This is a genomic window from Fibrisoma montanum, from assembly GCF_003583365.1.
Classification (GTDB): Bacteria; Bacteroidota; Bacteroidia; order Cytophagales; family Spirosomataceae; genus Fibrisoma; species Fibrisoma montanum.
Genome location: NZ_QXED01000001.1, coordinates 1250719 through 1276888, shown reverse-complemented (window position 1 = coordinate 1276888; position 26170 = coordinate 1250719). Strand labels below are relative to the sequence as shown.

Genomic DNA, 26170 nt, shown 5'->3' with positions numbered 1-26170 from the left:
TACGAAAAATATACGCTCGCCGTTGAGTGGAGCAGTACGTCTGCTCCACCTTTTCAACAGCCTGTTAGCGGGAAGCCTGAAGCGGCCGCAGTTCCATCGGCCGACGGGCGACGACCCCCTGCCGGATGAGTCGCAGGGTATAATCAAGGATGTAGTCGCGATTCAGCAACAGGTCCTCGTACGTCCGCTTGACCATAAAATCCGGCTCTACCGTAAAACCATTGGCGCGGTCGGCATCAACATCATGCACCAGTTTTTTCAACGGAATCCGGACCTGAATGCGGGAGTTGGGCAGGGTTACCATCTTAAAATGACCGGCAAAATCACCCCAGTAAGCGCTTCCGCTGGCTTCGCCGATGTATGTGCCCATGTTGGCATCGAGCGTCTTGGCCATGACGGATGTCGTAGCCGAAAACGAAGCGCCATTGACCAGAAAATACAGGTTTCCTTTGAACTGCTGTTTATGTGGCTTATACCGGTGCCGTGACGACCGGCTGGCGAACCCACCGCTTCCATCGGGCTTGTAACGTAAACTAAAATTCAGCGCCGAGAACGGGTTCCAGCGAGTTACCAGTTCGGCACGGGCGGCTTTCTTCATTTGCTCCCGCTGCATGATCGTGAACGAACCGGGCATCCAGTACCGGAGCAACTGGGCTGAGTTCAGCACGAGCCCCCCGCCATTGCCCTGCATATCGACGATCAGGTTCTGTACGTTCTGCCCACGGATTTGCTCAAACGCCTGTTTCAGCCGCCGGTTAAATGACCACTGGAACGGATCCGTTTTTTTGAGTCCCATGAACGATGAAATGCGCAGTACGGCCGTTTGGGTCAACGTATCAACCATCCGGACCGACAGGTTTGGCCGGGTGTCGATTTCATGGGAGTATCGCCTGCGGAAACGTGACCGGAAGCCATCGAGTGACGGACAACGCACCCGAGTGTAGCGGATGATTGTGTCAGCGGGTAGCCGGTAAGAAATGGAAACTGAATCGGCAGAGCCAAACCACGCTGCGTAATAATCGGCAAATTGCACCATGCTCCACTGCCGCCGGCCAGTCAGGTTGTCGCCGTCTGAGCCGGAGCGATCGTTTTCCATCAACTCCTGATGTAAACTGGCCACCGTTCGCCCATTGATCGTCAGCAGTTCCGTACCCCGCCGAAGCGACGTATCGGAAGACACATTGTGGGTGATAAAGTAATCGTCGCTGGTGCCGACCTGACGGATGTAAAACGGAATGAACCGGGTTGATTTTCCGATGTAATTTTTCCGGTGGTTCAGGTTGGTATGCCCATCCTTGATGGCAGCAACGAGCGGACTGACGTGCCGAAAAAACGTGAGGTAGTCCATCGGAGCCGTCAGGCTGTTGTACAGCGAGTCATACAATTGCTCCATGCGCGGTTTGGGGGTGTAGTACCCAACACCAGGATGAAGAAGGTCGAGCTTGCGCTTAAGGTAGTTGAAATCTTCGCGGGCTTCCTTAGGGGTAATCGTTTGTGCAGTTGACGTATGGGCCAGCCCAATCCACAGTCCTGCCAGAAACACCAGATGGCCAAATTTCATTGCGTAAAGTCACGGTAAAACACCAGGTCTGTCGACGTGGTCATGTTGAACCGTGAAGTTAAAAAATGGCGAAACAAATTTCAATAGAAATTGTTTACTGGCTCATCAAAATTTTGTCTCTTCCTAATTTGGCAGAGCTAAACGAATTAGTCCGTATAAAAGTAAACCGCTCGGACCCAGCATAAAACACAAAAGCAGACATGGTACGAGCCAGCCATGGTGAATGCCCCGGGTCTGCCCATCCCGCAGGACATAGCTGCCCGCCACCAAATCAAAAGCCAGATAATGAATCCATCCGGCCAGCACAGCCTCTTTCTGGCCGGTGAAAAGCGACTGTACGCCAGCCAGCGTAGAAAACGCCTGAAAGTCCAGTGCCGGACCATTGCCGGTCGATGGAATATTGAAAAGCCAGTAGAGGTACATGCCGGCCAGAATCATTGGAATTGGCAACATTCGGGCCAGGATCTGGGTCATGCGCCATTGAGGGGCTACAATCATCAGTATCCATTGAGGCAGCACCAGCAGGTTGGCGTACTGAAAGGCGGTTTCGGGGGTCATGGCGGGGTGGTTTACCAGTGAAGCTAAACAAAAAATAGGCATAACCCCAAAAAGGTCAGTGCAATGACCTAAAATGCTGGTTTCTCACATTACCGGTAGTTATCCACACCTGATTGTGGATAACTTAAACTCTGGTTGATAGCCAGACCAAACCGATCGGGCTAAGCTTCTGCTTACGTTCCAACTCATCGGTCGCGCCTTAGCGGTTTCAATGGTCCGAGGTTTCCAAACATTCTATTCACATAAAAAAACACGCCATACTCTCAGAGCATGGCGTGTTGCAATAGTATTGAAAACCAGTCTAGCGAACCGCCCGGCGGTCAGGGTTACCGTCCGGATCACCCGTCACCGTACCGTTGTAGTACAAACGGCCGGCGTTGACCAGCAGAATTCCCGCTACGTGAGGAGTAGCCATTGATGTACCGCTAAGGGTAGCGTAGGACCCGTTCTTATACGTAGACTGGATGCTCACGCCCGGCGCCGAGATGTCGATCGGGGGATTGCCGTAGTTCGAAAAGCTGGCAAACCGGTTGTTCGAATCAAACGCCGATACGGTATAGATCCGGGAGCCGTTTACCCGCCCCGGCGATGAGTTGTTCGCGTTCCGCGACTCGTTGCCAGCCGCCAGCGCAAAGTAGATGCCTTTGTTGGACGCATTCACAACCGCATTGTCCAGCGCCGACGAGATGCCGCCACCCAAACTCATGTTGGCTACGTCGCCCGCCCGGCCGTTGGCCGCTACGTAGTCGACGCCCGCAATAACCCCAGCGTTAGACCCGCTGCCGCTGCCCGATAAAACCTTTATCGGAACCACTGTGGCACCGGCTGCTACCCCCACAACACCCACTGTGTTGTTACGGGCCGCAATTGTACCGGCAACGTGGGTACCGTGGCCATTCAGATCGTCGGGCGTTGGTTCCGTTGAGATGAAGCTTCGGCCGCGCGTCTGGCTAACGTTCAGGTCTGGGTGATCCAGATCAATACCGGTATCAATTACCCAGGCTACGTTTGAACCGGTGTAGTTAACGGCTCCACCGATGCGGGTAATACCCCAGGGAGTTGTCTGGGCCTGCGCCGTTACGCCACCGCCCGGCAGCCGGAGCTGAATCGTCTGATCCGGTTCTACCGATTCGACGAACGGCAGCCTTTGCAGAATCGCCACTTCTTTGGGAGTTAATGAAACGGCAAATCCTTTCAGCGCCGATACGTAGACTTGCTTGGCACGCTGGGCAATGTCGGATCCGGCCAGCCGCCCGATCAGACCACGCATGCCAACAAGCCGGGTTTCATACGCAGCCGACTGTTCGGGGAGCAGGTTAGCCAGCGATGCGTCTTCTTTCAGCGTAACAATGTACAGTTCTTCGTCTGCTGATGCCCGGGCCGATCCATCTCCGCTATACCGCACGAGGTCATTAGGCACCGATGTGTTTGTACTAACAGCCTCAGGTTCATTGATTTGACAGGAGGCCAGCAAAAGGGGCAGGCATAGGCCTACTAAGGCACTTTTTGAGAAGTGTGACATAAAAGTTTAGAAGGTAAAGTTTGCTTTGACTTGTGTGAGGCCTCGTCTGAAAATTAGAAATTAAAATGATTTGTACAAAATAAAATATGAAAAATAGTAAATTTTTACTACCCCTTTTTTATTAACATATTCACAGGTTTCTCAAATATTAACTAAGAATCAGTTACTTATTTAGAAAAAGAATGAACAAAAAAATGTCTATAAAAGCTATTGGTCAACCAACGTCGTAAGCGGGTATCCGAAGCGTTATCCTGGTACGGCTGGTTGATCAGAAACGCCATCGCGCCTGCACTTTCACCTCCGACTTATGGGGCGCATTGATCTGGTCGAGGTCGGAGCCAACCGTTTCCTGATTGGTCAGATCAGTTCTGGCCCAGCGTACCCAGATATCCAGATGCCGGTTCAGGGTGTACTGAGCCAAGACATAGTGCCGGATGCCCCGGTTAAAATAAGCCGGAAAGGAAAATGCATAGAGTACATCGCGCTCGTATACGTACTGACGGCTATCATAACTATCGGTGCCAAACAGGGCAAGGCGGCCACTCAGGCTTAAACGACCCCGCTCGACCGTAATATCCTGTACCAGAGTAAATCCCGTAGACGCTGCCTGTCTCCTGTAGGCAAAACTACCTACCTGCGCTCTTGACCGTAATGTAACACTGTGCCATGGACTATACTCCGCGTTCAGTGCGATGCTCCGGCGCGTAGTGCCGACGACTTCTTTAGGGGAGGTTTTGCTGCCGGGGCGGTTTTTCTGTTTGTGCTCTTCGTGGTATACGGCGTAGAACGTTGTCTGACGGTTTGGGGTATAGGTTGACTGAAGGATGTAATCAAACCCACGCGATGGCTTATCGACGAGGTATTTCAGCCACGGAAAACGATAAATGTCGAGAAAGCCACCAACGGTTAAGCGCCGATACACGCTATACTTGATGCCAGTGTATGCGCCGGATTCGTTGATGGTTCGGCTTCCTTCGCTAAATCCGTTGCCGTAGAAGCTGTGGAAGTTTCGATCGTAATGGCGCAGCACCACCGAAAGATCCAGCCGGCGGGTCAGGCTGGCCAACACGCCGGCCACTCCCCCCATGCCTCCGCTATTGGTCTGCGAGCCGGCACTACGGGCCACCTCGGCAAAAAGATTCAGGTTATGCCAGACGTAACCCCCGTGTAAGCCAACGACAAAGTTTTGCTTGCCGGTAAACTCAAACTGGTTATACGGTAAATCGCGCTTGCGGTACGTCTTGTCGAACATGGTGTGCAGGACCGTCAGACCCAGTTGAATCTGGTGGCGGTTGTGGTACAGCAAATGCCCGCCGAGGTTGGTTTCGAGCAGACTTGCGTGGTCGTCCAGTTCAGACGAAGTACGGTGCAGGCCCGAGGTCAGCAGCGACGTAGCGATCGTACCTTCATCACCTTTTCCGGTGGCTGTGTTGGCATCCCGGCGATTCCGGGCCGTCAGAATCGTCAGGTCGAAGGCTGGGTGCAGGGCATAGGTTGCCGTGGCGCCCCGGAGGTAGCCGTATTCGGTGAGCGAGGTGTAGGGCCGCGCCCCGAGTGTTGGTCGCCGGACGGTCTGAATGGCTTCGGCGCTTTTGCCCAGCACAAATCCGGCCGACAGCACCAGACCCTGCCCGGTCTGCACCTGATAGTCGCCCAGCAGCAGGTTACGCCATCGACCGCGGTTTTGCACCTGCGCATGAAACGATACGTAGTCGGCCCCGTACCGCGCGGCCGATGGTTGCCAGCTCAGTACTTCGCCGGGGTCTTTTTCCAGCGTCAGGCCCAGGCTGAATGCCCGCGGCCGACTATAGCGGTACCGGGCGTACCATTGCCCGGAGCCGCCTACGTACCGGGTTGGCAATTTCCCGTTCTTGTCGGGCGTAGCGTCAGAAAATCCTTTCTGTTCTTCGAGAATCTGCTCGTAGCGGACAATCAGGTAGTTGTCCGTTGGGGTCGGCAAACCGCCCAGTAGCCGGGCATTGTCTGCAACGATCACGAACGGTAACAGGCGCCGGATGGTCGGCAGGTCGAAGTCGGGAATAGACTGAAGTTCATTCACAGACAGTAGATTGCCATTGTCCGCTCGGTACGTAAGCAGGTTATTGAGTTGCCGTTCCGAAAGCAGATACATGGCCGCGAGTTCATCGCGGGTAGCGGTGTTCAGATCGAGCGGATTTGTATGCAGTTGGGCCAGGGCGTCAAAAACTGACTGGTAATCGATGCCCTCCGTTTGAACCGGAAACAGGTCCTGAAGAAACCGGTTTAGGTCGACATCGCGATGGGGGGACTGGGTTTGGGCGCAAACAGGAACAACCAGCAGGCATCCAGCCGCCAGCAGGAGGTAAACAAATCGCAAGATGTTCTGTCAAGTTACGGTAACGCCAAAAGTCCGGGGCGCTTTATCCGGCAGTCTTTACAGAAGCAAAGAAAATAAGAGAGCCGGAGGAAACCCCCGGCTTTATCACCTTTTAATCCCTGGCGTATGTTCTCAGGCAAACCGGCGTTTCAGGATTTCGACCAGTTCGCTTACCTCATCGCTGCTCATATCCCATAAGTACTGCGACGCATAGCGATACGAAATCAGGTCGAGAGCCTGGCCGTAGTTGTTCATTTTGTCCAGTTCCTCGATGGCCTGGTTGTAGGCGCTCGGACTGTTGTTGAACAGGTGGTTGATGAACCGGAACTTCTGATTGAGGGAGATGCTCCGCGCAATGCTTTCAATCGGTGCCCGGTTGAACGACTCGCCAACGGTTGCCTGAGCCGCCGAAGCCGCGGCTTCGCGCAGCCGGTCGTTGAGCGTAGGTGCCGACTCGGTTGTTGCAATAACCGGCGTACTTTCGGTCGAGGTTGGCTGGCTGATGGCACCGGCGGGCATGGGGCTCGGCTGGCTGATGGGCGCAACCGGTTCCGGACCGGCTCCGCCGTTCAGAAACTTTGGGCCACCGCCACCAATAGTGGCTTCTTCGGCTTCGCTGGTTACCGGCACAAATTCGGCCGGTTCCGCGGGCTCCTCTCTCTCAACCGGCGCAGTAGCTATAGGCTCCGTTGGTACCAGCGGTGCCGGGGGAACGGTCGGCTCAATGGCCGTATCAAAAAACGACCGATTCGGCGCGGCCGGAATATCATCAGGAACATGGCTGCGCAGCAGGGCCGCTACGTCCATTGGTACTTTCTCTGAAAACAGGGCTACGAACTTATCATACCGCTCCAGTTCATGGCCGCGCTGGGTGAGCGCTTCGTCCAGATAGTTCAGCGCCTGGTTGACGTACACGAACGGTTTGTCGTTCATCCGCTGGGCGATATGAGCCGGAATGTACTTGTTGATGTGGGTATACCGGGTAATTTGTTTAAGTGCATCGGCGGTAAGGGTAAAGTCCGGCTGGCTGCGCAGTACTTCGTCGAAGTAGTGACGGGGATCAAAAATCATGATGATCGTCCGGCGCGTTGCTTCAGTCAGCAGGGGTTCAAGGTGCTCCCGACGTACCGAAATATGCTGTGAGACCACATTCATGAAATTTTGCAGGGCTTCCTGCACATCCGCATTGGTGTAGTCAAAATAGGGACTGCGAAACTTCTCCGCGTCAGACTTCCACTTGTCGGACAACGTACTGATGACGAACAAATTAATCTGGCTAATGGGCGTTAGTTTCAGAATTTGCTGACCGCTGATCGTTGGGTGGTGCTGAAAAAAATCGGCGGCCACCCGGCGGGCGTACGACTTGCTGTACTCGGTAAGTGCGTTAGCGTTGAACTTGTTCGACATTGGGAAAAGCCTTTATTACCTATCTACTGTCTTAGATGTTTCTGACTATGGATTGTTTATTGGCCACCGCAAATTTTCAGCCACTAATTCATTGCTGAAAACTACGTTTATTCGGTAGTAATCACAAATATTGTCCCACTGTTGTCCTTAATGGCACTTAGTTATCTGGTTTGTATTGCAGCTACCGCCGGTGGCCGGGGTCTACCCGCCCGAACAAACCGCTGCTTCGCCCTCAAAGTTACGGGCTGATACGTTCACCGCTGGCGGCTTAATACCCTGATAGCAGCAAGCTCACGAAGTGTACCAGATGAGTTGTAGCCGATATGATATACTCCACAACACTATTCCGGATTATCCAAGTAAACAGATACTGTTTTATCGTTACTATAAACTTTTGCAGCAATTTCATGACCAATTAGTAACTAAGAAACCGTACTAAAAATTTATTAACCGATATTGCACCCACACGACATGCGCCTTCCAAAGGTTCTTGTTAGTGTGGATGTAATGTCAGAAAGCCTGATATCCATGATGTCAGGCTTTTTAATGGATTTCGTTTCTTAGATTCGGTGCCCGCCAACCGGTTGACGCAGGATAAACGTAGTACCGGAATCAATGTCAAACCGCTCAGTTTTAGATAGGCTAGGTTCCGCCCCGCCCCAACCCGCTCCTAAATTTTACGACTTTACCTACTCTGGCCGTGCCGAATCTTCAGCAGGGTTTTTACTTTTGTAAATAGATGTTTCGTGGATCGTACTTGTTTTCAAGAGCCGCCAGGCCAGGAACTACAGGGCTGTCTACCTCAAAATCACATCCGGAAGGCTTGAATCGGCTCCTGCGACTGGCCGGTCAGTCCTTCTAACACGACACCGTATGTTTATTGAACCTACTCGGCGACGCGACCCACCTCACCTCCGTACCGGCTGGATTGAGGCCATCTGCGGTTCCATGTTTTCCGGTAAAACGGAGGAACTGATCCGGCGGCTTAATCGGGCCAGGATTGCCAAACTGAATGTCCGGATTTTCAAGCCTGCCCTCGATACCCGCTACCATGAAGCCGATATCGTGTCGCACAGTGCGCTTTCTATTGAGTCAATCCCTGTACAGACGGCCGGTCAGATTCTTCAGCTCGCGGGTAATTGCGACGTTGTGGGTATTGATGAAGCCCAGTTCTTTGATAAAGACATCATCGCCGTCTGTAATACCCTGGCTATCCAGGGCCAGCGGGTTATTGTGGCAGGGCTGGATATGGATTTTGCCGGGCAGCCGTTTGGGTGCATGCCCCAGCTGATGGCCATCGCCGAGTACGTAACCAAGGTTCACGCCATCTGTGTTGTTTGTGGCGATATTGCTCAGTATTCCTACCGGCTCGTGCCCTCCCAGGAGCGGGTGCTGTTGGGTGAAACCGATAGTTACGAAGCGCGCTGCCGACGCTGTTTTAACCTCGGCGACCAGGCCGGACGCAAGGAATGGGCCTACGAAGATGTCAATAATGAATGATGACGGATGAACGATAACGGCGCTTTGGTGATAAGCAGACGGGCGGGTTGGTTGGGCGCACTACTATCGTTTATTGTTCATACGGTGTCGCTGGCCCAGATTGGCACCTGGCAGACGCACGTCAGCTACCGCTCCGCTCAGTCGGTGGCGATCGTCGGGGGGAAGGTGTATGCGGCCAGTCTGAATGGGTTCTTTTACTACGATAAAGCGTCTGGTGGGGCCACCACTCTGACCAAGCAAAGCGGCCTGAGCGACGTTGGCATCAGTCGAATCATCTATCTCAACGAGCAGCAACGCTTACTGATTGCTTACCGAAACGGCAACCTCGATTTCCTTAGTTTGTCGGAAACGGGGGAGCCGGGCGACGTAAAAAATGTCAATACCATCGCCGTGGCGCAACAGCTGCCCACTGCCCGGTCAATCAATCACATCAATCGGGTGGGGAATACGGCCTACCTCAGCACAGATTTCGGCGTTGTTGTGCTCGACCTGACCCGCGACGAAATCCGGGATACGTATTTCAGCCGCACGGCCAACGGGCAGCCGGAACCCATCTACCAGACAGCCGCGACAACCGACAGCCTGTATGCGTTGGTTGGCCTGCCGGGAGGTGGTACCAGCGACCTGGGGATGCGGGCGGTCCGGCTGGCTCCTGCGGTTAATCTGGCCGATCCGGCAAACTGGCGTTCCATACCCCGGCCGGGGCCCTTGACGCTATCCATTGTGTCAAACCAGGGGCGTTTATTCGCCACGGCCAGTCAGCAGGGAATTTTTGAACGGCAGGCCGGTCGCTGGACGCTGACCCAGGCGTTGACTGATACGACTATTCTGCAATTTGCCGGCCCGGATGGCTTACTACTGGTAACCGACAACGGAGTCAGACTACTAAATGGGACCACCCTTACAAGTCCGTTGCTGTCGGCCTTTCCGCGCGAAGCCGTAGCCGATGGCGCCAATCGCGTTTGGGTGGCCGATCTGCAGAACGGATTGCTGGACGGACAAAATGGTACGTTTACCCCAATTGGACCGGAGGGACCGTCGCAGGACCAGTTTGCGGGGTTGTATGCCTATCCTCAAACACTGGTGGCGCTTCCATCAGCAACCCAGGTTTTTTCGGCCGAAGCGTTCAGCGTAGCGAACGGTCGCTGGCAGGGGCTTACCATCTCCGGCTTTCCAAGCCGCTTTACTTCCGCAGCTTACATACCGGCCGAACAACGGGTCTACTTTGGCAGCAATGGCCGGGGGCTGTGGAGCCAGGCAGAAGGGGAGCCGCTCACGCCCGTACCGCTTCCCGCCAGTATCGGCAACACGATCAACAGCCTGAGCGCCGACGTAAACGGGGACCTGTGGATTACTACGTCGGCGACGTCAACCCTACGGAATGTGCTGCACGTACGCCGGGCCGATGGCCAGTTTAACTCATTCAACATCGGTAGCCAGCTGATCGAGCAGGTCGTCGTCGCCGACAATGGCTACGTCTGGATGCGGCTGAGTTCGTTCAGTGGTATTCTGGTGTTCGACCCGGCAACCAATCGTACGCGCTTTCTCGACAGCGGACCCGGCACGGGTAATTTGCCAAGCAGCGGAGTTCGGAGCATTGCCAAGGACCGGGATGGGGCCATCTGGGTAGGCACTGATCTGGGCGTTACGGTATTCGATAACCCATCGGCCGTACTGGATGGGCGCGTAGACGCCAACCCGCCCATATTGAATCGTCGCCGGTTACTGGCGAACGAACCCATTACGTCCCTTGTCGTCGATGGAGGGAACCGCAAATGGATTGGTACGCAGAACGGCTTATACCGCGTCTCGCCCGACGGATCCCAACTGCTCGAAACGTTTACCGTGGCCACGAGTCCATTGCCGTCAAACGCCATCCGGGCGCTGGCCATCGAGCCGGTGTCGGGCGGATTGTTTGTGGCAACAGACCAGGGGCTAATTTCATACCGGGGAACGGCTACAGAACCGGCGGAGCAACTGAGCGGCCTCACTATTTTTCCTAATCCAGTACGTCCGGACTTCGGCGGAACCGTGGGCATCAATGGCCTGACCGATAATGCAACGGTCAAAATAGTTGATGCCGGTGGGCAACTGGTCTACGAAACCCGGTCCGAGGGCGGTACGGCTTCCTGGAATCTTCGCGATTATCGCGGTCGTTCGGCACAGACCGGCATTTATCTGGTTATAGTTGTGGGCCGCGATGGGGTAGAGGGCGTTGCCGGGAAACTGGCGGTAGTGCGCTGACTAAACGGATCCGCCATACTTTTAACCCGAGGCCGAGTTCGACTACGTCCTATCAATCTTTCGAATCGAAATAGCTCATGATTGTAAACGCACAGGACCCTGAAGCCCTGCAGGATTATCTGCTTCGGATGGGGTGGCTTAATCCCGATGAACTGATTAGCCGTCTTGAAAAGCCCGGCGAGGGGAACATGAATTACACCCTGCGGGTCATTACCCCGGTCCGGACGCTGATTGTGAAGCAGGCCCGTGCCTACGTTGAAAAATACCCGACCATTCCGGCACCGGCCGGCCGGGCGGTGATTGAAGGACGCTTTTATCAGAAAGCGTCAGAAGTGCCGATGCTGTCGGCTTACATGCCCGAGTTGCTGGGCATGGACGAAGCAAACAACATTCTGGTCCTTGAAGACCTCGGTACGTCGAGCGATTATACGTTTCTGTACCAACCGGGTCGGCAACTGAGCGAGGATGATGCGCTTGCATTGTCGGCGTATCTGTCCGAATTGCACCAGGCGTTTGGAAGCACCGAACCGAACCCGGACTTTGCCAACCGGGCTATGCGGTCGCTCAACCACGAGCATATTTTCAGCTACCCGTTTCTGGAAGACAACGGCTTCGATCTGGACACTATTCAGCCAGGTTTGCAGGCGTTGGCCATGCCTTATAAACAGGATACGGCCTTGAAACACATCGTTCGCACGCTGGGCGAACTTTACCTGGCCGATGGCCCGATTCTGCTCCACGGTGATTATTACCCCGGAAGCTGGCTGCAAACAACCGCAGGGGTAAAGGTGATTGACCCCGAGTTTTGCTTCTATGGCCCGGCTGAGTTTGACCTGGGCGTGATGCAGGCACACCTGATGATGGCCGAACAGCCTGCTTCCATTCAGAATACGGTGCTGGCTACGTACGAGCGGCCCGCCGGTTTTGACGAAGCCCTGCTACGTCGGTTTACCGGGGTTGAAATCATGCGTCGGCTTATTGGCCTGGCGCAGCTTCCGCTGCGCCTATCGCTGGAACAGAAACGGAGCCTGCTCGAAGAAGCCAGGTCGTTGCTGAGCTAACCGCCGGTTTTTCAAAAAAAAGTATTTCAACGAAACGTAGTTACATCAATACCGGTAGCCCACTGGTTTTATTTGTATGACTTTACCCGCAACAACTCCTAAACCCCGGCGTATCTGGCTCGATACCGACATTATGATCGGTATGAAAGACCAGACGCCCCGCGAAGTAGACGACGCCATTGCGCTGATCATGGCGCTGCAGCATCCGGATCAGGTTGAACTGGTTGGAATCAGCACCGTCACTTACGCCAACTACGGCTATGAGGTGACGCAAAAGCTGTTGGCGTGGTACAACAAAACAGGGCGCGATATTCCGGTGTACCGCGGCTCCGATACGGCGAACGACGTTGGCACCGAGAACGACGCCACCCGGGCGCTGGCGGATGCGCTACGTACCGAGACGCTACCAATCCTGGCTATCGGGCCCTTGACAAACGTAGCCACCGTTGTGCAGAACCATCCGGAACTGATTTCGCAGATTGAGGAAGTGATTGTCTGCGCGGGTCGGACGCCTGGTTTGCCTTTCAAGCCAGGACTGGAAAAAATGGCGGTCGGGGACTACAACTTCGAGATGGACCCGGCATCGTTCAGAATCCTCTTCGACGCGGGCGTGAAGATGGTATTATCTGGTTATGAATGCAGCGTGTATCTATTCCTGGGCAAAACGGACATTGAATTTCTGAACAACGCGAATGAGCCGGATAAGTGGGTATATGATCAGCTCCGTCCGTGGCAGCAGTTCAACGAGTTGCTGTTTGGTGTCGATGGGTTCGTTCCCTGGGATACGACGCCCCTTGGGTACCTGACCCATCCGGATTATTTCAAGTATTACCACGACATACCGGTTCAAATCAACGTTCGAGCGAGCGATACGGATGCTAACAGCGAAAAGCCGTATCTGGAAGTTTCGTACGACTTCCACGACACCCCCTGGCGGGCTACCTACGCGTATAAAACGTTACCCGGTTTTGAAGAAATTGTTATAGACGATCTGAGGCAGGCTTCGGCCCGTAACCGATAACAGGCGCTTAACGACCCCGGTCGTCGTTGCTGATTTTCTTGCTTTGCTTGCCGCCCCCGGCCGTCATCTGCCCAAATCGCCACTCGAACGTCAGCCGGGCCGAACGGTTGATAATCGACCAGCGGTTTTCGGCTACGAACGTAGGTGCTTCCTGCCGGTTGATTTGGGTAAATCCGCGGGCGAACGGGTTGTTCACGCCCAGCGTCAGGCTGGCTTTCTTGTCCCAGAACTCCCGTTTGGCCGAAATGCCGTACCACAGCCAGCCCGTCGAATTGCCCTGCAGCGATACCCAGCCTGTGCCGTAGTTACCATTGACCTGCACCGTGTAATTCTTAGGCAGTTTATACGTACTATTCACGTTGAAGCTCCAGATGAACCCGCTGTTGCTTTGTTGCAGCGCCGGACTGTTGAGCGATACGTACCGTCCGTCGATGCCCCCGCTCAGGTTCCAGTCTTTATTCGGCTGCCCCGACAGGTTGATGTTCAGGCCGTACGCTTTTCGCTGGGCGATGTTCCGCGGACTGTTAGTCGAAACCCCGGCCGCATCGACCGTCGACAAGTACTCAATGGCGTTGTCGGTTTGCCGCCAATACAACGCTGAGTTAATGGACAGGCCTTTTTTGTTCGTGACGCTATGCGACAGCTCCGTGGCGTGCATCAATTCCGGGTTCAGGTAGGGGTTACCAACGCTAATGTTTTTCGGGTCAGCCGCGTTGACCCACGGATTCAAAAACCAGATGAGCGGACGCGTGATGCGCTGCGTATAGCTAATCTTGAGCGTTTGCTGCTTGATTTTTTTCGATAGGGTCAGGCTCGGAATCAGGTTCCGGTAGTCAGTCGCGAATCTGGTTTGGGTCGTGATAAAGTCGGCCTGAATGTCCGTGTGTTCGAGTCGGGCACCGGCGTTCACACCCCAGCCACGCTTGGTTTCCATCCGCAGCGACGTGTAGCCGGAGTAGATAATCTGCCTGTAGCCGAAATCATTCGACAGCGCCGGGTTCGGTACGAATGGCCCGCGCCCATCAGCTGACTGGTCCACCCGAAACTCGCTGCCTATGTCGCGCAGGATGGTTTTCGCTCCCATTTCCAGCGTAAACGTGGTCGTGTCTTTTGGGCCTCGTCTGGCAAACGGATGGGTGTAGTCGGCCTGTACGGTGTATTCTTTGTTACGGCTGTAGTTGCTACTGCGCTCGCGGTATAGTAGTAGTTCGCCCGTAATCGAGTAGCGGTCGGTATCGTAGAAGTAATTGTCGGGCATTCGGCTGAACTGCGTCAGGAGTGAGAACTCCCTGTCCGACGAAACGCCGGCTGGCCGTTTGAACGTCTTGGTGTAGCCCAGGTCCAACTGGCCATTGCCATAGGGGTTTCGAAACTGAATAGTATTGCGAAACGCTTGTAGTTCGCGCCCGGACGGATCGGTTAGCCGAACGGTCGACACCGAGTTGTTGGGGAAGTTGCCCCCCCAGACGTTGGCCGCAAAGTTGATTCGGCTCGTGCTGTCGAAGTCGTAGTCAGCGCTCATTTCGCCGTAGCCGCCCAAGCCCCAGTTGTCCATTTGGTTTTGCTGCGTCAGAAAACTGACTGGTACGCCGTTTTGCAGGCTGGTTCGGCGGGCGATGCTCTCATTGATGTTGCGGTAATTGTAAACGTTGGCCGATAGCGAAACACCGAATTTCTTCTTTTTCAGATTCAGGTTCGTACCAACCGAGTTGTTAAAATTACCTGCCGTAGCATTGACCGAGCCATTAAATCCCTGCAGCGCCTTCTTGGTGATGATGTTGATCACACCGGCGGCTCCTTCGGCATCGTATTTGGCACCAGGACTAGTGATGACTTCCACGGATTTGATGGTGTTGGCGGGCATTTGCCGGAGGGCGTCGGCGAGGTTGCGGGCCATCATGGCCGAAGGTTTGCCGTTAATCAGCACTTTCAGGTTGCTGTTGCCCCGCATCGACACATTGCCGTTCAAATCGACCGTCAGCGTGGGTACTTTACGCAGTACGTCGACGGCGGTGCCGCCCGCATTCGAAATGTCTTTCTCTGCATTGTACACCATTCGGTCACCTTTATCTTCAATCAGCGCTTTCTGGCCCGTAACGTTAACCTCACCGAGCGTTTTACCCTCGACGGCTAATTGCAGTGTACCCAAATCAAGGGCGGGCTGCTCTTTGGTAAGCACGACGGGTAAGGTTTTCGACTGGTACCCGACAAACGACAACGTAAGCTGGAAACGGCCCAACGGTACGTTAGGTAAGACAAACGCGCCCGCTCCGTCGGTAGTGGTGCCCGTAATGAGTCTGGTGCCATCCAGCAAGGCGACTGTGGCGTAGGGTACGGCTTTTGTCGACGTCGAGTCAACCAGCGATCCGGTGATTTTACCCGGATTTGACGAAGACTGAGCGTTCGCAAAAACGGCCCAGCTCAACAACATAACGATGAGTAAAAAGCGCATTGAGTAAGGAAGGCTAACGGTTGTAGAAGCAAAAGTAGAGTGCGGTCAGAAGCCCTGACAGGCTTTAAGATAATTTAACAGCCCGCCTGGTTGCTAACGCTCACGTCTAAATGATGACAAACGGGGCGATAAGGTTGCTCAGGGCAGTATTTAATTTGTGTGCATTGGACAGGAATTCAGCCAGTCGGCAACTTAGCGTGCCATTTGATGAATCAGCCACTTTTACCTAATTTTGACCGGTTTTTCAGCCAACGCGTTAGTTATTCGCATGACATCTGGTCGTAGAATAGCTACAACTAACTTAACGCACTCAGCATGAGAGAAATACAGTTCCGCGAAGCCCTGCGGGAGGCCATGACGGAAGAAATGCGCCGGGACCCAAAGGTGTATCTGATGGGCGAAGAGGTAGCCGAATACAACGGCGCTTACAAAGTGAGCCAGGGCATGCTTGATGAATTCGGTCCGGAGCGGGTTATTGACACGCCCATTGCTGAATTAGGCTTTGCCGGTATTGGTGTTGGTTCGGCCATGAACGGCCTGCGCCCTATTATCGAGTTTATGACCTTCAACTTTTCGCTGGTAGCGATTGATCAGGTTATCAACTCGGCCGCCAAAATGATGTCCATGTCGGGCGGTCAATACTCAGTCCCCATCGTGTTTCGCGGGCCGACCGGAAATGCCGGTATGCTGTCGTCGCAGCACTCCCAAAACTTTGAAAACTGGTTCGCGAATACGCCCGGTCTGAAAGTAGTTGTTCCGTCGAACCCCTACGACGCCAAGGGACTGCTGAAATCGTCTATCCGCGACGATGACCCCGTTATTTTCATGGAGTCGGAGTTGATGTACGGCGACAAGGGCCAGGTACCGGAAGAAGAGTACCTGATTCCCATTGGTCAGGCGAACATCGTTCGGGAAGGTAACGACGTAACGATTGTGTCGTTCGGCAAAATTCTGAAGGTAGCAATCCAGGCTGCCGAGGAACTGGCGAAGAACGGCGTATCGGCCGAAGTAATCGATCTGCGCACGGTACGTCCGATTGATTACCCAACGGTGATCAACTCAGTGAAGAAAACAAATCGCTGCGTCATTGTTGAAGAGGCCTGGCCGCTGGCCGCCATATCGTCAGAACTGACGTATAACATTCAGCGCAATGCGTTTGACTACCTGGATGCACCGGTTGTTCGGGTAAACAGCTTTGACCTGCCCCTGCCGTATGCACCGACGCTCATCGAAGCCATTCTGCCGAACGTAAAGAAGACGTTGCAGGCCGTGGATGCCGTGATGTACAAGAAGTAGAAAGCAACCGTACAGAAAATAAAGAAGCCGGGGCAATCGCTCCGGCTTCTTTATTGATGGAAAATGCAAAAACCCGGTCGACAAACGGCCGGGTTTTTGCTGTGTTAATGATACTAGAACTCCTAAGGACGGGTTTTAGTTTAGGCTTTGAAAAATAGAATAATTATTTTTCATAAAATTAAGCAAGTGTGGATAAAGAGGCAAAGCTGACCAAAGAGGCTAGCGGCATTAAAACAACCAGCCGAATTATTTATGAAGTTTCGGTCCAGCACGTTGGGTCGCTTAACGTTTTGCGGCAGCGTGATCCCACAATTATTTTCTTTTCAAACCTGAGAAAAGCCGTTGATGCGATCACGGCCGAACTGGCACTGACTAACTGGCCGGCCAAAGTGAACTACATGGCGGTATACCGGGGGGTGAAGCAACGCGGCTTCTATAGCTGTGATTTTGACGTAGCCGGAACGCGCGTTTTTCGAATCAAAATTGTGCCACGGGTACTAAATCCAGCGTTGCCGCGCCTGGAAATAGACGATAATCCCGTTCACTGACACCAGTGCCGCTGCTAAATAAATTCGCTCCGGGAATCAGTGCGAAAACGATTCCGATGTAAACACCTGGCCAGTTTTCCGGATCGCGGCAATGCCCCCTTCAATGTTGATTACTTTTTCGAACCCACGGGCTTTCAGAATAGAACTGGCTACCATCGATCGATAACCACCGGCGCAGTGGAGGTAAATCGGTTCGTTCCGATTCAGGCCGGCCATAAAATCATTGAGGGTATCAAGCGGCATATTTTCGGCACCCGCTATGTGCTCGCCTGCATATTCGGCTGGTCGCCGAACATCGGCGATCGTCAGGTCCGGGTTGGCCTGTAACCGATGCGCAAACTCGTCGGCCGAAACCGAGTCTATCTGATCAATCTCCCGGCCGGCCTGCTGCCAGCGCTCAATGCCCCCATCGAGGTAGCCAATGCAATTGTCATAGCCGACCCGGGCCAGCCGGAGGATGGTTTCTGTTTCCTGCCCGGCGGGAGCAACAAGGGCGATGGGCTGGCGTAGATCGGGAACCAAAGCGCCTACCCAGGGTGCAAACTGCCCATCCAGGCCAATATTGATCGAATTAGGTATGAATCCGCGGGCAAACTCACCGGCGCTCCGGACGTCGAGTACCAACGCGCTCGTTTCGTTTACGGCAGCCTCAAAAGCGTCCGGCGACAGGGCGTGGCTACCGCGTTGCATTACCCGTTCGAGCGGTTCGTATCCTTCTTTGTTAAGCCGGGCATTTTCGGCAAAATACGCCGGAGCCGTAGTCAGGCCGTCGAGTACCTGATCAATGAACTGCTCTTTCGAGGTGGCCCGAAGCGCGTAGTTGAACCGTTTCTGGTTGCCGAGCTTATCGGTGGTTTCCTTGCTCATGTTCTTACCACAGGCCGAACCCGCGCCATGTGCCGGGTATACAATAACATCGTCGGCCAGGGGCATGATTTTAGTGTGCAGGCTGTCGTATAGCATACCGGCCAGGTCATGTTCGGTCAGATCGCCTTTGATGGCCAGATCAGGGCGGCCAACGTCGCCGATAAACAACGTATCACCGGTGAAGATCGCATGGTCCCGGCCTTGCTCGTCGATGAGCAGATACGTAGTGGACTCCAGCGTATGGCCCGGCGTATGAAGCACCTTAATCGTTACGTTCCCCAGCCGGAAGCGTTCGCCATCGTGGGCATGGTGCACGTTGTAGTGCGTGTTGGCGTTGGGGCCATATACAATCGTCGCCCCCGTTTTTTGAGCCAGGTCCAGGTGGCCCGACACAAAATCGGCATGGAAGTGCGTTTCGAACACGTATTTGATAACGGCCTGACTCTGTTCGGCGCGCCGAATGTAGGGCGTGGTTTCCCGGAGCGGGTCAATGATGGCGGCTTCGCCGTTACTTTCGATGTAATAAGCCCCCTGTGCGAGGCAGCCCGTATACAGTTGTTCAACGATCATGAGGAAGGTAGTTTTAAGGCTGTTATCAATACTGTAAAATTTCCCTCGACAGTATATAAATGGCCACCGCCAGTACGAACCAGCCAAATCCTTTTTTCAGGTGTTCGGGAACAATAAAGCGGGCCAGATACATGCCAACGAAGATGCCTACGATGGATAAACCCGTAAAAGGCAGCAAAAAATTCCAGTTAAGGTCAGTGTGGTGGATGTCGCCCAGCAACCCGACAAACGAATTAACGGCGATAATCAGCACGGACGTAGCCACGGCGCGATGAACGGGAAGCCCCGCCAGCAATACCAGCATCGGCACAATCAGGAAGCCGCCCCCGGCACCAATGGTTCCCGTCAGCGACCCTACGGCCAGTCCATCGAGAGCCAGCGATACGTATCGGGGGCGGCCGTCGGCGGCTTCGCCCCGCTCGGGCTGGTCATTACGGATCATGGCCCGGGCTGCCAGTACCATCACGATGGTAAAAAAATACAGAATGGCGTCGTTTTTAGGCAGTATGAACTCATTCAGGCGAAACAACGGATCGGGAAGGGCGGGTACCAGAAACCGGCGACTCAGGTAAACCGACACGAACGAAGGCAACGCAAAAGCCGCGGTGATCCGAAGATCGACCCGTTTTTTCCAGATGTGGTTTACCGAGCCAACCAGCGACGTTGTGCCTACAACGAACAGAGAGTAGGTTGTAGCCAGAATAGGTGGTATGCCAAAGGCGTAGACAAAGATCGGAACCGTCAGAATGGATCCTCCGCCACCAGCGAGCCCAATGACGAGCCCTACCACCACTGCCAGTGAATAGCCTATAGAGTATTGTGTCTCCATCCAGTACAAAACTACAACGGATGGGGAACATGTTCACCGAGATACCAAAAAGGCCCCAGATGTTAAGTCTGAGGCCTTTTTGGGTAAAAATATTTGCTTGATTTTACGCGTCGCGGGAATTATCAGTTACGAGTTGTAATCAGTCGGATTATTCAGATTGCTGTGCCGGCGGCTGTAAGCGAAGTACACGATAACACCCAGGGTACACCAGATGACGAATGAAATCTTGGTGTCGGTCCGCAGGTTGTACATCAGATACAGGTTGGCGAGAATACCGAGCGTGGCGATAACCGGCAGGGCAGGGGTCCGATACGGACGCTCCAGCTGTGGCTCGCGAACGCGCAGCAGCCAGACCGCCCCGCAGATCATGGCGAAGGCCAGCAGCGTACCTGAACTGCACAGTTCCGACACTTTATCGATCGGAGTCAGCGCTGCAACGGTTGCTACAATCAGGCCAACCAGAATCGTACTTTTCCAGGGCGTTTTAAACGTCGGGTGAATCGACGCGAACAGGTTTCTGGGCAATAAACCATCTTTAGCCATGCCGAGGAAGATCCGCGTCTGGCCCAGCATCATCACCAGCATAACCGAAGTCAGACCGGCGATGGCCGCAATCGTGATGATGTACACCGCCCACGTCAGTCCTTTATCGGCAAAGGCCTGCGCTACCGGCGCTTTTAGGTCAAGGCTGTCGTAGCGGACCATACCCGTCAGTACGAGCGATACCAGGATGTACAGCAGCGTACAGATAATCAGCGACGCGATGATCGCAAACGGTACGTCTTTCTTAGGGTTGATGGCTTCGCCGGCCTGGGTTGATACGGCGTCAAAGCCGATGTAGGCAAAGAACACGATACTGGCGGCCGTTACGATACCACTGAAACCGTAGTGAACCTGATTTCCATTGTCCGTTACCGGCTGCGGAATGAAGGGGGTCCAGTTGGCAACGTCGACATAAAAGGCCCCGACAATGATCACGAAAATCACTGCCGTTACCTTCATCATAACAATCAGGTTGTTGGTGCTGGCGGCTTCCTTAATGCCACGGACCAGGATAAACGTCACTACCAGTACGATCAGGAAAGCCGGTAAATTGACGGCAAAGGCGAAATCGGGTACGGCCTCACCTGCAGCCCGTAATGCTGCCGCTTTTTCGCGGGCCGTAATAGGGTCGTTCATCAGGTAAAGTGGCGGGTTGATGCCGAAGAGGTGCATCAGCTTCTCAAAGTACCCCGACCAGCTTACGGCTACGGTGGTGGCACCCATCATGTACTCCAGAATAAGGTTCCAGCCAATGAGCCAGGCAAAAATTTCGCCTACCGTACCGTATGAGTAAGCGTAGGCCGATCCTTCAACGGGCAAGATCGACGCAAATTCGGCGTAGCACAAGGCTGCGAACGTACAGGCTATGCCGGCCAGAACGAATGAAAGCGCCAAAGCCGGGCCGGCCCAGTCGTGGGCCGCAATGCCAGTCAAAACGAAGATACCGCCCCCAATGACGGCACCAATACCCAGCGACGTAAGACCCCAGCGGGTCAATACGCGTTTGAGCTCACTTTTTTTAACGTCCGATTCATAGGCCGCGAGCGGCTTTTTGCGCCAGATGCTGGTGTCAACTGGTTTGAGTCTGGTTTCCATGCAGGAAAATTTAGTTTGGTTGGGATGCCGATCGGAAAAAGATTCTCAGGTAAAACGCTGGGAAAGATACAAAATTTAATGAGCGAATGAGTGAATTAGTAAAGCAGCGACTATTTTCCAGTAAATACATTCGCGCACTCACTAATTCACTCATTCGCCCATGGTTTAGGACTGCGACGGCCGGATCAGGGGCGTTTTCGGTTTTTTCTCCTTCTTGGCCGTAAATTCTTCGGGCGTCGGAGCGGCCTTGGTCGTGAAGTCGGCCGGAACCGGATCGAGCCGTTTGTCAGTCGTTCCGGTCGGCGCATCGCCTTCTTTCTCCTGGTCGCGGCTCAGGGCGTCAACCACGATCGGCGTAGCCACGAACAGTGACGAATACGTACCAACCACAACCCCGATGAGCATCGCAAACGAGAAGCCCCGGATGGTTTCGCCCCCGAAGATGAACAGCACCAGCAGCACGAGCAGGGTTGAGAAACCGGTTACGGCCGTGCGGCTCAGCGTAGCGTTCAGAGCGTTGTTGATGATCGTCGGGATGCTTTCGTTCTTGCCCCGGTTTTCGTTGAGGTACTCCCGAACGCGGTCAAACACCACGACTGTGTCGTTCATGGAGTAACCCATGATGGTCAGCAGGGCACCCACAAACGCCTGGTCGACGTCGAGTGAGAACGGCAGGATACCGTTGAAAATCGAGAAGATAGCCAGAATTACGAGTACGTCGTGGAACAGGGCCACCACCGCACCGTATCCGAATGCCAGCCGCTTGAACCGGAGCAGAATGTAGGCAAATACGACCGCTACCGCCAGGAGGATTGACCACAGGGCCGAGGTCAGAATGTCGTAGGCGATGGTTGGCCCTACCTTCTGCGAGCTTTCAATCTTTGCCGGGTTGTTCGCAATCGTTGACAGACCTTTGTAGATCGCTGCTTCTGCCTGTTTATCGGCCTCCGGGGTATTTACGTCTACCAGATACGGCGTCGTGATCTTTACCTGACTGGCACCGATACCCGTACCACCGTAGGTCTTTACTTCCGGCGCACTGCCCAGTACGTTCTCCAGCGAGGCACGTACATCGTCGGTACTGATGGCTTTTTCAAAACGCACTACATACGACCGGCCACCTTTGAAGTCTACACCCAGGCCAAAGCCTTTGAAGATGATCGAAACGATACCCAGACCAATAATAACCGACGAAACCGTGTAATACAGCTTCCGGCGTGAGACGAAGTCGAAATTCGAATCGGCAAACAACTTAGCCGCCCAGGTTGAGCTGAACGACAGCGTTTTGCCATTCCGGATGTAGTATTCCAACATCAGGCGGGTGATGAAGATAGCCGCGAACAGCGACGTCAGGATACCAATGATCAGCGTCGTAGCGAAGCCCAGAATCAGACCCGTACCGAAAATGAACAGGATGACACCCGTCAGGAACGTCGTTACGTTCGAGTCGATGATCGACGACAGGGCGTTCTTGAAACCATCGGCGACGGCAACTTTAAATCCTTTACCCAGGGCGAGTTCTTCCTTGATGCGTTCAAAAATCAGAACGTTGGCGTCGACGGCCATACCAATCGACAGTACGATACCGGCAATACCCGGCATAGTCAGCACGGCACCCAGCGAGGCCATGACACCCAGCAGGAAGAATAGGTTGACGAACAGGGCAAGGTCAGCGATGAAACCGGCCCGGTTGTAGTAGAACACCACAAACGCCAGCACCAGCAGGATACCCACTACCGACGACAGTACCCCCGCCTGAACGGCTTCTGAACCGAGCGTTGCGCCCACCACGCTTTCTTCCACGATGTTGGTCGGGGCGGGTAATTTACCAGCTTTCAGGACGTTCGCAAGGTCTTTGGTTTCTTCAACGGTGAAGTTACCCGAGATGCTGGAGCGACCGTTCGGAATTTCGTTCTGTACGTTCGGCGCGGTGTAAACGAGGTTGTCGAGCAGAATGGCAACCGGACGGCCTACGTTAGCCGCTGTCAGGTTACGCCATTTGCGGCCACCCTCGGCGTTCATGTTCATTGTCACCTCCGGCCGGCCACGGTCGTCGTAGTCGTTAGAAGCATCCGTAATCACATCCCCTTCCAGCGGAGCGCGGCCACCCGGCTTCTTCAGGAAATACAGCGGCAGGATTTCTTTACCGTCGTTGGTTTCAATGGCTTTCCGATCCCACGAAAAAGCTACGTCGGCCGGGAACAGCGTCCGTACTTCCGGGTCGTTCAGTACGTCATTGGCGCGGGCCGTATCTTTCAGGTATACGCCAAGCTGATCCTGCGAAATCGGAATGAACAACTGCGTCAGCGCGGTGCTTTGGGCGGCTTGTGCCGTGGTGTCTTTCTTGGTTGAATCGGCCGGTTGATTACGCTGGGCCAACTGCGACTCAAGGCTCGACGTGCCGCTGCCACTGGTGGCGCTCGTTGTAGCCGGGGTTCCAGCCGTTGCCTTCTGAGCTTCTTTACGAGCGGCTTCCTGCTTCACGAGGTAAGCACCCATGCCTTCAATAGCGGGGGCCAGTTCGTTCAGGCGGTACACTTCCACGAACTCAAGCTTGGCCGCGCCCGTCAGCAGGCGACGTACGCGTTCGGGGTTATCGATTCCCGGCAATTCGATCTGAATCCGGCCAGAGCCCGGCAGCCGCTGGATGTTCGGGTTTGCTACCCCAAATTTATCGACACGGGCCTGAATGATCTGGTAAGCCCGGCTGATGGCGTCTTCAACCTCGCTGTTCAGCAGGCGCCGAACTTCGGTGTCCGACGACTGATAGTTAATTTTACCCCGGTTGGCGCTGGTGGCAAACACACTGGCCAGTTTGGTGCCGGGTGCCAGCTCCTTGTAATTGTCGACAAACAGGTCTACGAAGCTGGCGCTGCTCCGCTTCTGGTCTTCAATGGTTTGTTTCAGCGCTTGGTTAAACTTCGGGTCGCGGTTATTACCGGACAGCCCCCGCAGGATGTCGGCCGGGGATACTTCCAGCACGACGTGCATACCCCCCTGAAGGTCAAGACCCAGGCCCAGTTCCCGCTCGGTTACTTCCTGCAGCGTGTTGCCGAGGTACACTTCTTCTTTCCAGAGCGAGTCCAGATAGCGTTGTTTTTTGGCGCGGTCGACCACGCCCTGTTTGTTCGTCGCATACGCTTCGGCGTCGGCCTTAATGCTGCGCGATACGAACGAAAATGACAGATAATAAATGCTCAGCAGAGCAATTACCGCCGTCAGAATGATTATTCCGGTTCGGTTTTGCATACAAGTAGCAAGGATGGTTAGTCCGTGCGGAGAAATAATTGATTAGTGAAAATAAAAGAGATAGAAAGAGACAATCGGCGCCAATAGGGCCGTGTTACGAAACGTTAGGGCGCGTTCGTGGCAATATGATGCCCAAAGACGTGGCGGAAAAACGAGAAATAATAATGCGGTAAGGTGAAGTACCGTAGCAGAGGTACGCTCAGCAGCAGCAGAATAAGCAGCGTAGGCGCAGGAAGCAGAAATGCCGTCTGGTTGAAATCAAACGAAACGGCCGGCGTAACGACAGCCTCGAACGAAGCCGTTGTCAGCTGTGCATCCGATGTATGTGAATCGGGGGTTTTCTGCTGCTGTTCTTTTACCGCTTTCGTCGACACGGCGTGTTGCGCCATCAGGCCACCCTGTCCCCAAACTGCCGTGAAAAGCAGAAATGTGGCCAGAAGCAGGCTCGAAAGACGCTGAATGACACGCGGTTGTTTCATAGAATTGGTAAAAGTAAGACAAATTTCGTACCATTTTCTGAACAATGCAAGTATTTGGTAATCTATAAATTCAGTAGGTTTTTAATTGGGCAAAACAATAGTTCAACAGGTCGTTTTGTGAAGAAACCGTTAACTTTCGCCCATGAATCTGCAGGAATTTATTCAATTAGCGCTGACTGAGGATGTCGGCGATGGTGACCATACATCATTATCAACCATTCCGGCCGATGCGCAGAAACGGGCTCGGCTGCTGGTAAAAGAAGCGGGTATTCTGGCGGGCGTCGACGTAGCGCTGGCCATCTTTGCGGAAGTTGATCCCGCGCTTCAGGTAGACGTACTGCTCACCGATGGGTCGGCCATCACGCCCGGCGACGTGGTACTGACCGTCAGTGGTAATGCGCGGTCGATCCTGAAAGCCGAGCGGCTGGTGCTCAACTGCATGCAGCGAATGAGTGGTATCGCTACGCATACCCGCCAGATGGTGAATCTGCTGGAAGGTACGCGGGCGCAGTTGCTCGACACCCGTAAAACCACGCCGAATTTCCGTATCTGCGAAAAAATTGCGACGAAAATTGGTGGAGCCATCAACCACCGGTTCGGCTTGTTCGACATGATTCTGATCAAGGATAACCACGTGGATTATGCCGGGGGAATCGAAGCGGCCATTCGTAAAGCAAACACGTATCTGAACGAAACCGATCGTTCACTGCGCATCGAGGTCGAGACCCGCAACCGCGCCGAAGTCGAAGAGGTACTTCGCATCGGCCAGTTGGAAGGAACCAAGGTCGACATCATCCTGCTGGATAACTTCAAACCCGAGGGCGTTCGGGATATGGTGCGGCTTATCAACGGCCGGTTTATTACGGAGGCCTCCGGAGGCATTGACGAAACGACGCTCCGTGCCTATGCTGAAACGGGTGTGGACTACATCTCGTCCGGCGCCCTGACCCACCGGGTTCGAAGCCTGGACCTGAGCCTGAAAGCGTATTAGGCCGAAACTCAATGGATGGCT

18 protein-coding genes are annotated in these 26170 nt (G+C 54.2%); 7 read left to right on the top strand and 11 right to left on the bottom strand.

Going from position 1 to position 26170, the window contains the following annotated elements; all coding sequences use genetic code 11:
• Window positions 1–64: 64 nt before the first annotated feature.
• The 5 genes from DYU11_RS05495 to DYU11_RS05475 form a co-directional block, all read right to left on the bottom strand.
• Window positions 65–1561 carry a S41 family peptidase gene (locus tag DYU11_RS05495; protein ID WP_119666592.1) on the bottom strand — a complete coding sequence of 499 codons (1497 nt, stop codon included), beginning with the start codon at window positions 1559–1561 and terminating at the stop codon, window positions 65–67.
• A 123-nt stretch (window positions 1562–1684) separates the two neighbouring features.
• Window positions 1685–2119, bottom strand: a complete 435-nt coding sequence (locus tag DYU11_RS05490; protein ID WP_119666591.1) for an ABA4-like family protein — start codon at window positions 2117–2119, stop codon at window positions 1685–1687.
• A gap of 301 nt (window positions 2120–2420) precedes the next feature.
• Entirely contained in the window at window positions 2421–3641 is a 1221-nt protein-coding gene (locus DYU11_RS05485) for a S8 family serine peptidase (RefSeq protein ID WP_119666590.1), read from the bottom strand.
• A 268-nt stretch (window positions 3642–3909) separates the two neighbouring features.
• Window positions 3910–5997 carry a ComEA family DNA-binding protein gene (locus DYU11_RS05480; protein ID WP_119666589.1) on the bottom strand — a complete coding sequence of 696 codons (2088 nt, stop codon included), beginning with the start codon at window positions 5995–5997 and terminating at the stop codon, window positions 3910–3912.
• A 132-nt stretch (window positions 5998–6129) separates the two neighbouring features.
• The gene (locus DYU11_RS05475) at window positions 6130–7404 is read right to left on the bottom strand and encodes a DUF8457 domain-containing protein (protein ID WP_119666588.1); all 1275 of its coding nucleotides are present in this window, start codon (window positions 7402–7404) and stop codon (window positions 6130–6132) included.
• Between the two features lie 873 nt (window positions 7405–8277).
• On the opposite strand from DYU11_RS05475, the gene DYU11_RS05470 reads away from it, so the two are divergent.
• The 4 genes from DYU11_RS05470 (at window position 8278) to DYU11_RS05455 (ending at window position 13230) form a co-directional block, all read left to right on the top strand.
• Window positions 8278–8904: a thymidine kinase gene (locus tag DYU11_RS05470; protein WP_119666587.1), complete on the top strand. Its 627-nt coding sequence runs from the start codon at window positions 8278–8280 to the stop codon at window positions 8902–8904.
• 6 nt (window positions 8905–8910) lie between these two features.
• A complete protein-coding gene (gene porZ / locus DYU11_RS05465) occupies window positions 8911–11148 on the top strand; it encodes a type IX secretion system anionic LPS delivery protein PorZ (RefSeq protein ID WP_119666586.1) in 2238 nt (745 codons plus the stop codon).
• A 77-nt stretch (window positions 11149–11225) separates the two neighbouring features.
• Complete coding sequence (locus DYU11_RS05460) at window positions 11226–12209, top strand: phosphotransferase (protein WP_119666585.1); 984 nt, start codon at window positions 11226–11228, stop codon at window positions 12207–12209.
• A gap of 76 nt (window positions 12210–12285) precedes the next feature.
• Window positions 12286–13230 (top strand): nucleoside hydrolase, encoded by a 945-nt coding sequence (locus tag DYU11_RS05455; RefSeq protein WP_119666584.1) that lies wholly within the window; start codon window positions 12286–12288, stop codon window positions 13228–13230.
• Window positions 13231–13237: 7 nt separating this feature from the next.
• Here DYU11_RS05455 and DYU11_RS05450 read toward each other — a convergent pair whose 3' ends face one another.
• Window positions 13238–15682 carry a TonB-dependent receptor gene (locus tag DYU11_RS05450; protein ID WP_119666583.1) on the bottom strand — a complete coding sequence of 815 codons (2445 nt, stop codon included), beginning with the start codon at window positions 15680–15682 and terminating at the stop codon, window positions 13238–13240.
• A 315-nt stretch (window positions 15683–15997) separates the two neighbouring features.
• Here DYU11_RS05450 and DYU11_RS05445 point away from each other — a divergent pair, with 315 nt between their 5' ends.
• Window positions 15998–16978, top strand: coding sequence for a pyruvate dehydrogenase complex E1 component subunit beta (locus tag DYU11_RS05445; protein WP_119666582.1), 981 nt, complete (start codon window positions 15998–16000; stop codon window positions 16976–16978).
• 188 nt (window positions 16979–17166) lie between these two features.
• A complete protein-coding gene (locus DYU11_RS05440; RefSeq protein ID WP_119666581.1) occupies window positions 17167–17526 on the top strand; it encodes a hypothetical protein in 360 nt (119 codons plus the stop codon).
• Between the two features lie 36 nt (window positions 17527–17562).
• Here DYU11_RS05440 and DYU11_RS05435 read toward each other — a convergent pair whose 3' ends face one another.
• From DYU11_RS05435 to DYU11_RS05415, 5 genes are all read right to left on the bottom strand, one after another.
• On the bottom strand, window positions 17563–18963 hold the full coding sequence (locus DYU11_RS05435; protein WP_119666580.1) for an MBL fold metallo-hydrolase: 1401 nt from the start codon (window positions 18961–18963) through the stop codon (window positions 17563–17565).
• Between the two features lie 25 nt (window positions 18964–18988).
• Window positions 18989–19792 carry a sulfite exporter TauE/SafE family protein gene (locus tag DYU11_RS05430; protein ID WP_119666579.1) on the bottom strand — a complete coding sequence of 268 codons (804 nt, stop codon included), beginning with the start codon at window positions 19790–19792 and terminating at the stop codon, window positions 18989–18991.
• A gap of 126 nt (window positions 19793–19918) precedes the next feature.
• A complete protein-coding gene (locus DYU11_RS05425) occupies window positions 19919–21430 on the bottom strand; it encodes an APC family permease (protein WP_119666578.1) in 1512 nt (503 codons plus the stop codon).
• Window positions 21431–21595: 165 nt separating this feature from the next.
• Complete coding sequence (gene secDF, locus DYU11_RS05420; protein WP_119666577.1) at window positions 21596–24679, bottom strand: protein translocase subunit SecDF; 3084 nt, start codon at window positions 24677–24679, stop codon at window positions 21596–21598.
• 104 nt (window positions 24680–24783) lie between these two features.
• Complete coding sequence (locus tag DYU11_RS05415; RefSeq protein ID WP_119666576.1) at window positions 24784–25158, bottom strand: hypothetical protein; 375 nt, start codon at window positions 25156–25158, stop codon at window positions 24784–24786.
• A 142-nt stretch (window positions 25159–25300) separates the two neighbouring features.
• On the opposite strand from DYU11_RS05415, the gene nadC reads away from it, so the two are divergent.
• The gene (gene nadC / locus DYU11_RS05410; protein WP_119666575.1) at window positions 25301–26149 is read left to right on the top strand and encodes a carboxylating nicotinate-nucleotide diphosphorylase; all 849 of its coding nucleotides are present in this window, start codon (window positions 25301–25303) and stop codon (window positions 26147–26149) included.
• Window positions 26150–26170 lie beyond the last annotated feature (21 nt).

Bases quoted from the DNA above. Each gene is read 5' to 3' on its own strand.
- DYU11_RS05495 (WP_119666592.1), bottom strand. From the start codon at position 1,561: ATGAAATTTGGCCATCTGGTGTTTCTGGCAGGACTGTGGATTGGGCTG.
- DYU11_RS05490 (WP_119666591.1), bottom strand. From the start codon at position 2,119: ATGACCCCCGAAACCGCCTTTCAGTACGCCAACCTGCTGGTGCTGCCT.
- DYU11_RS05485 (WP_119666590.1), bottom strand. From the start codon at position 3,641: ATGTCACACTTCTCAAAAAGTGCCTTAGTAGGCCTATGCCTGCCCCTT.
- DYU11_RS05475 (WP_119666588.1), bottom strand. From the start codon at position 7,404: ATGTCGAACAAGTTCAACGCTAACGCACTTACCGAGTACAGCAAGTCG.
- DYU11_RS05470 (WP_119666587.1), top strand. From the start codon at position 8,278: ATGTTTATTGAACCTACTCGGCGACGCGACCCACCTCACCTCCGTACC.
- porZ (WP_119666586.1), top strand. From the start codon at position 8,911: ATGAACGATAACGGCGCTTTGGTGATAAGCAGACGGGCGGGTTGGTTG.
- DYU11_RS05460 (WP_119666585.1), top strand. From the start codon at position 11,226: ATGATTGTAAACGCACAGGACCCTGAAGCCCTGCAGGATTATCTGCTT.
- DYU11_RS05455 (WP_119666584.1), top strand. From the start codon at position 12,286: ATGACTTTACCCGCAACAACTCCTAAACCCCGGCGTATCTGGCTCGAT.
- DYU11_RS05450 (WP_119666583.1), bottom strand. From the start codon at position 15,682: ATGCGCTTTTTACTCATCGTTATGTTGTTGAGCTGGGCCGTTTTTGCG.
- DYU11_RS05445 (WP_119666582.1), top strand. From the start codon at position 15,998: ATGAGAGAAATACAGTTCCGCGAAGCCCTGCGGGAGGCCATGACGGAA.
- DYU11_RS05435 (WP_119666580.1), bottom strand. From the start codon at position 18,963: ATGATCGTTGAACAACTGTATACGGGCTGCCTCGCACAGGGGGCTTAT.
- DYU11_RS05430 (WP_119666579.1), bottom strand. From the start codon at position 19,792: ATGGAGACACAATACTCTATAGGCTATTCACTGGCAGTGGTGGTAGGG.
- DYU11_RS05425 (WP_119666578.1), bottom strand. From the start codon at position 21,430: ATGGAAACCAGACTCAAACCAGTTGACACCAGCATCTGGCGCAAAAAG.
- secDF (WP_119666577.1), bottom strand. From the start codon at position 24,679: ATGCAAAACCGAACCGGAATAATCATTCTGACGGCGGTAATTGCTCTG.
- DYU11_RS05415 (WP_119666576.1), bottom strand. From the start codon at position 25,158: ATGAAACAACCGCGTGTCATTCAGCGTCTTTCGAGCCTGCTTCTGGCC.
- nadC (WP_119666575.1), top strand. From the start codon at position 25,301: ATGAATCTGCAGGAATTTATTCAATTAGCGCTGACTGAGGATGTCGGC.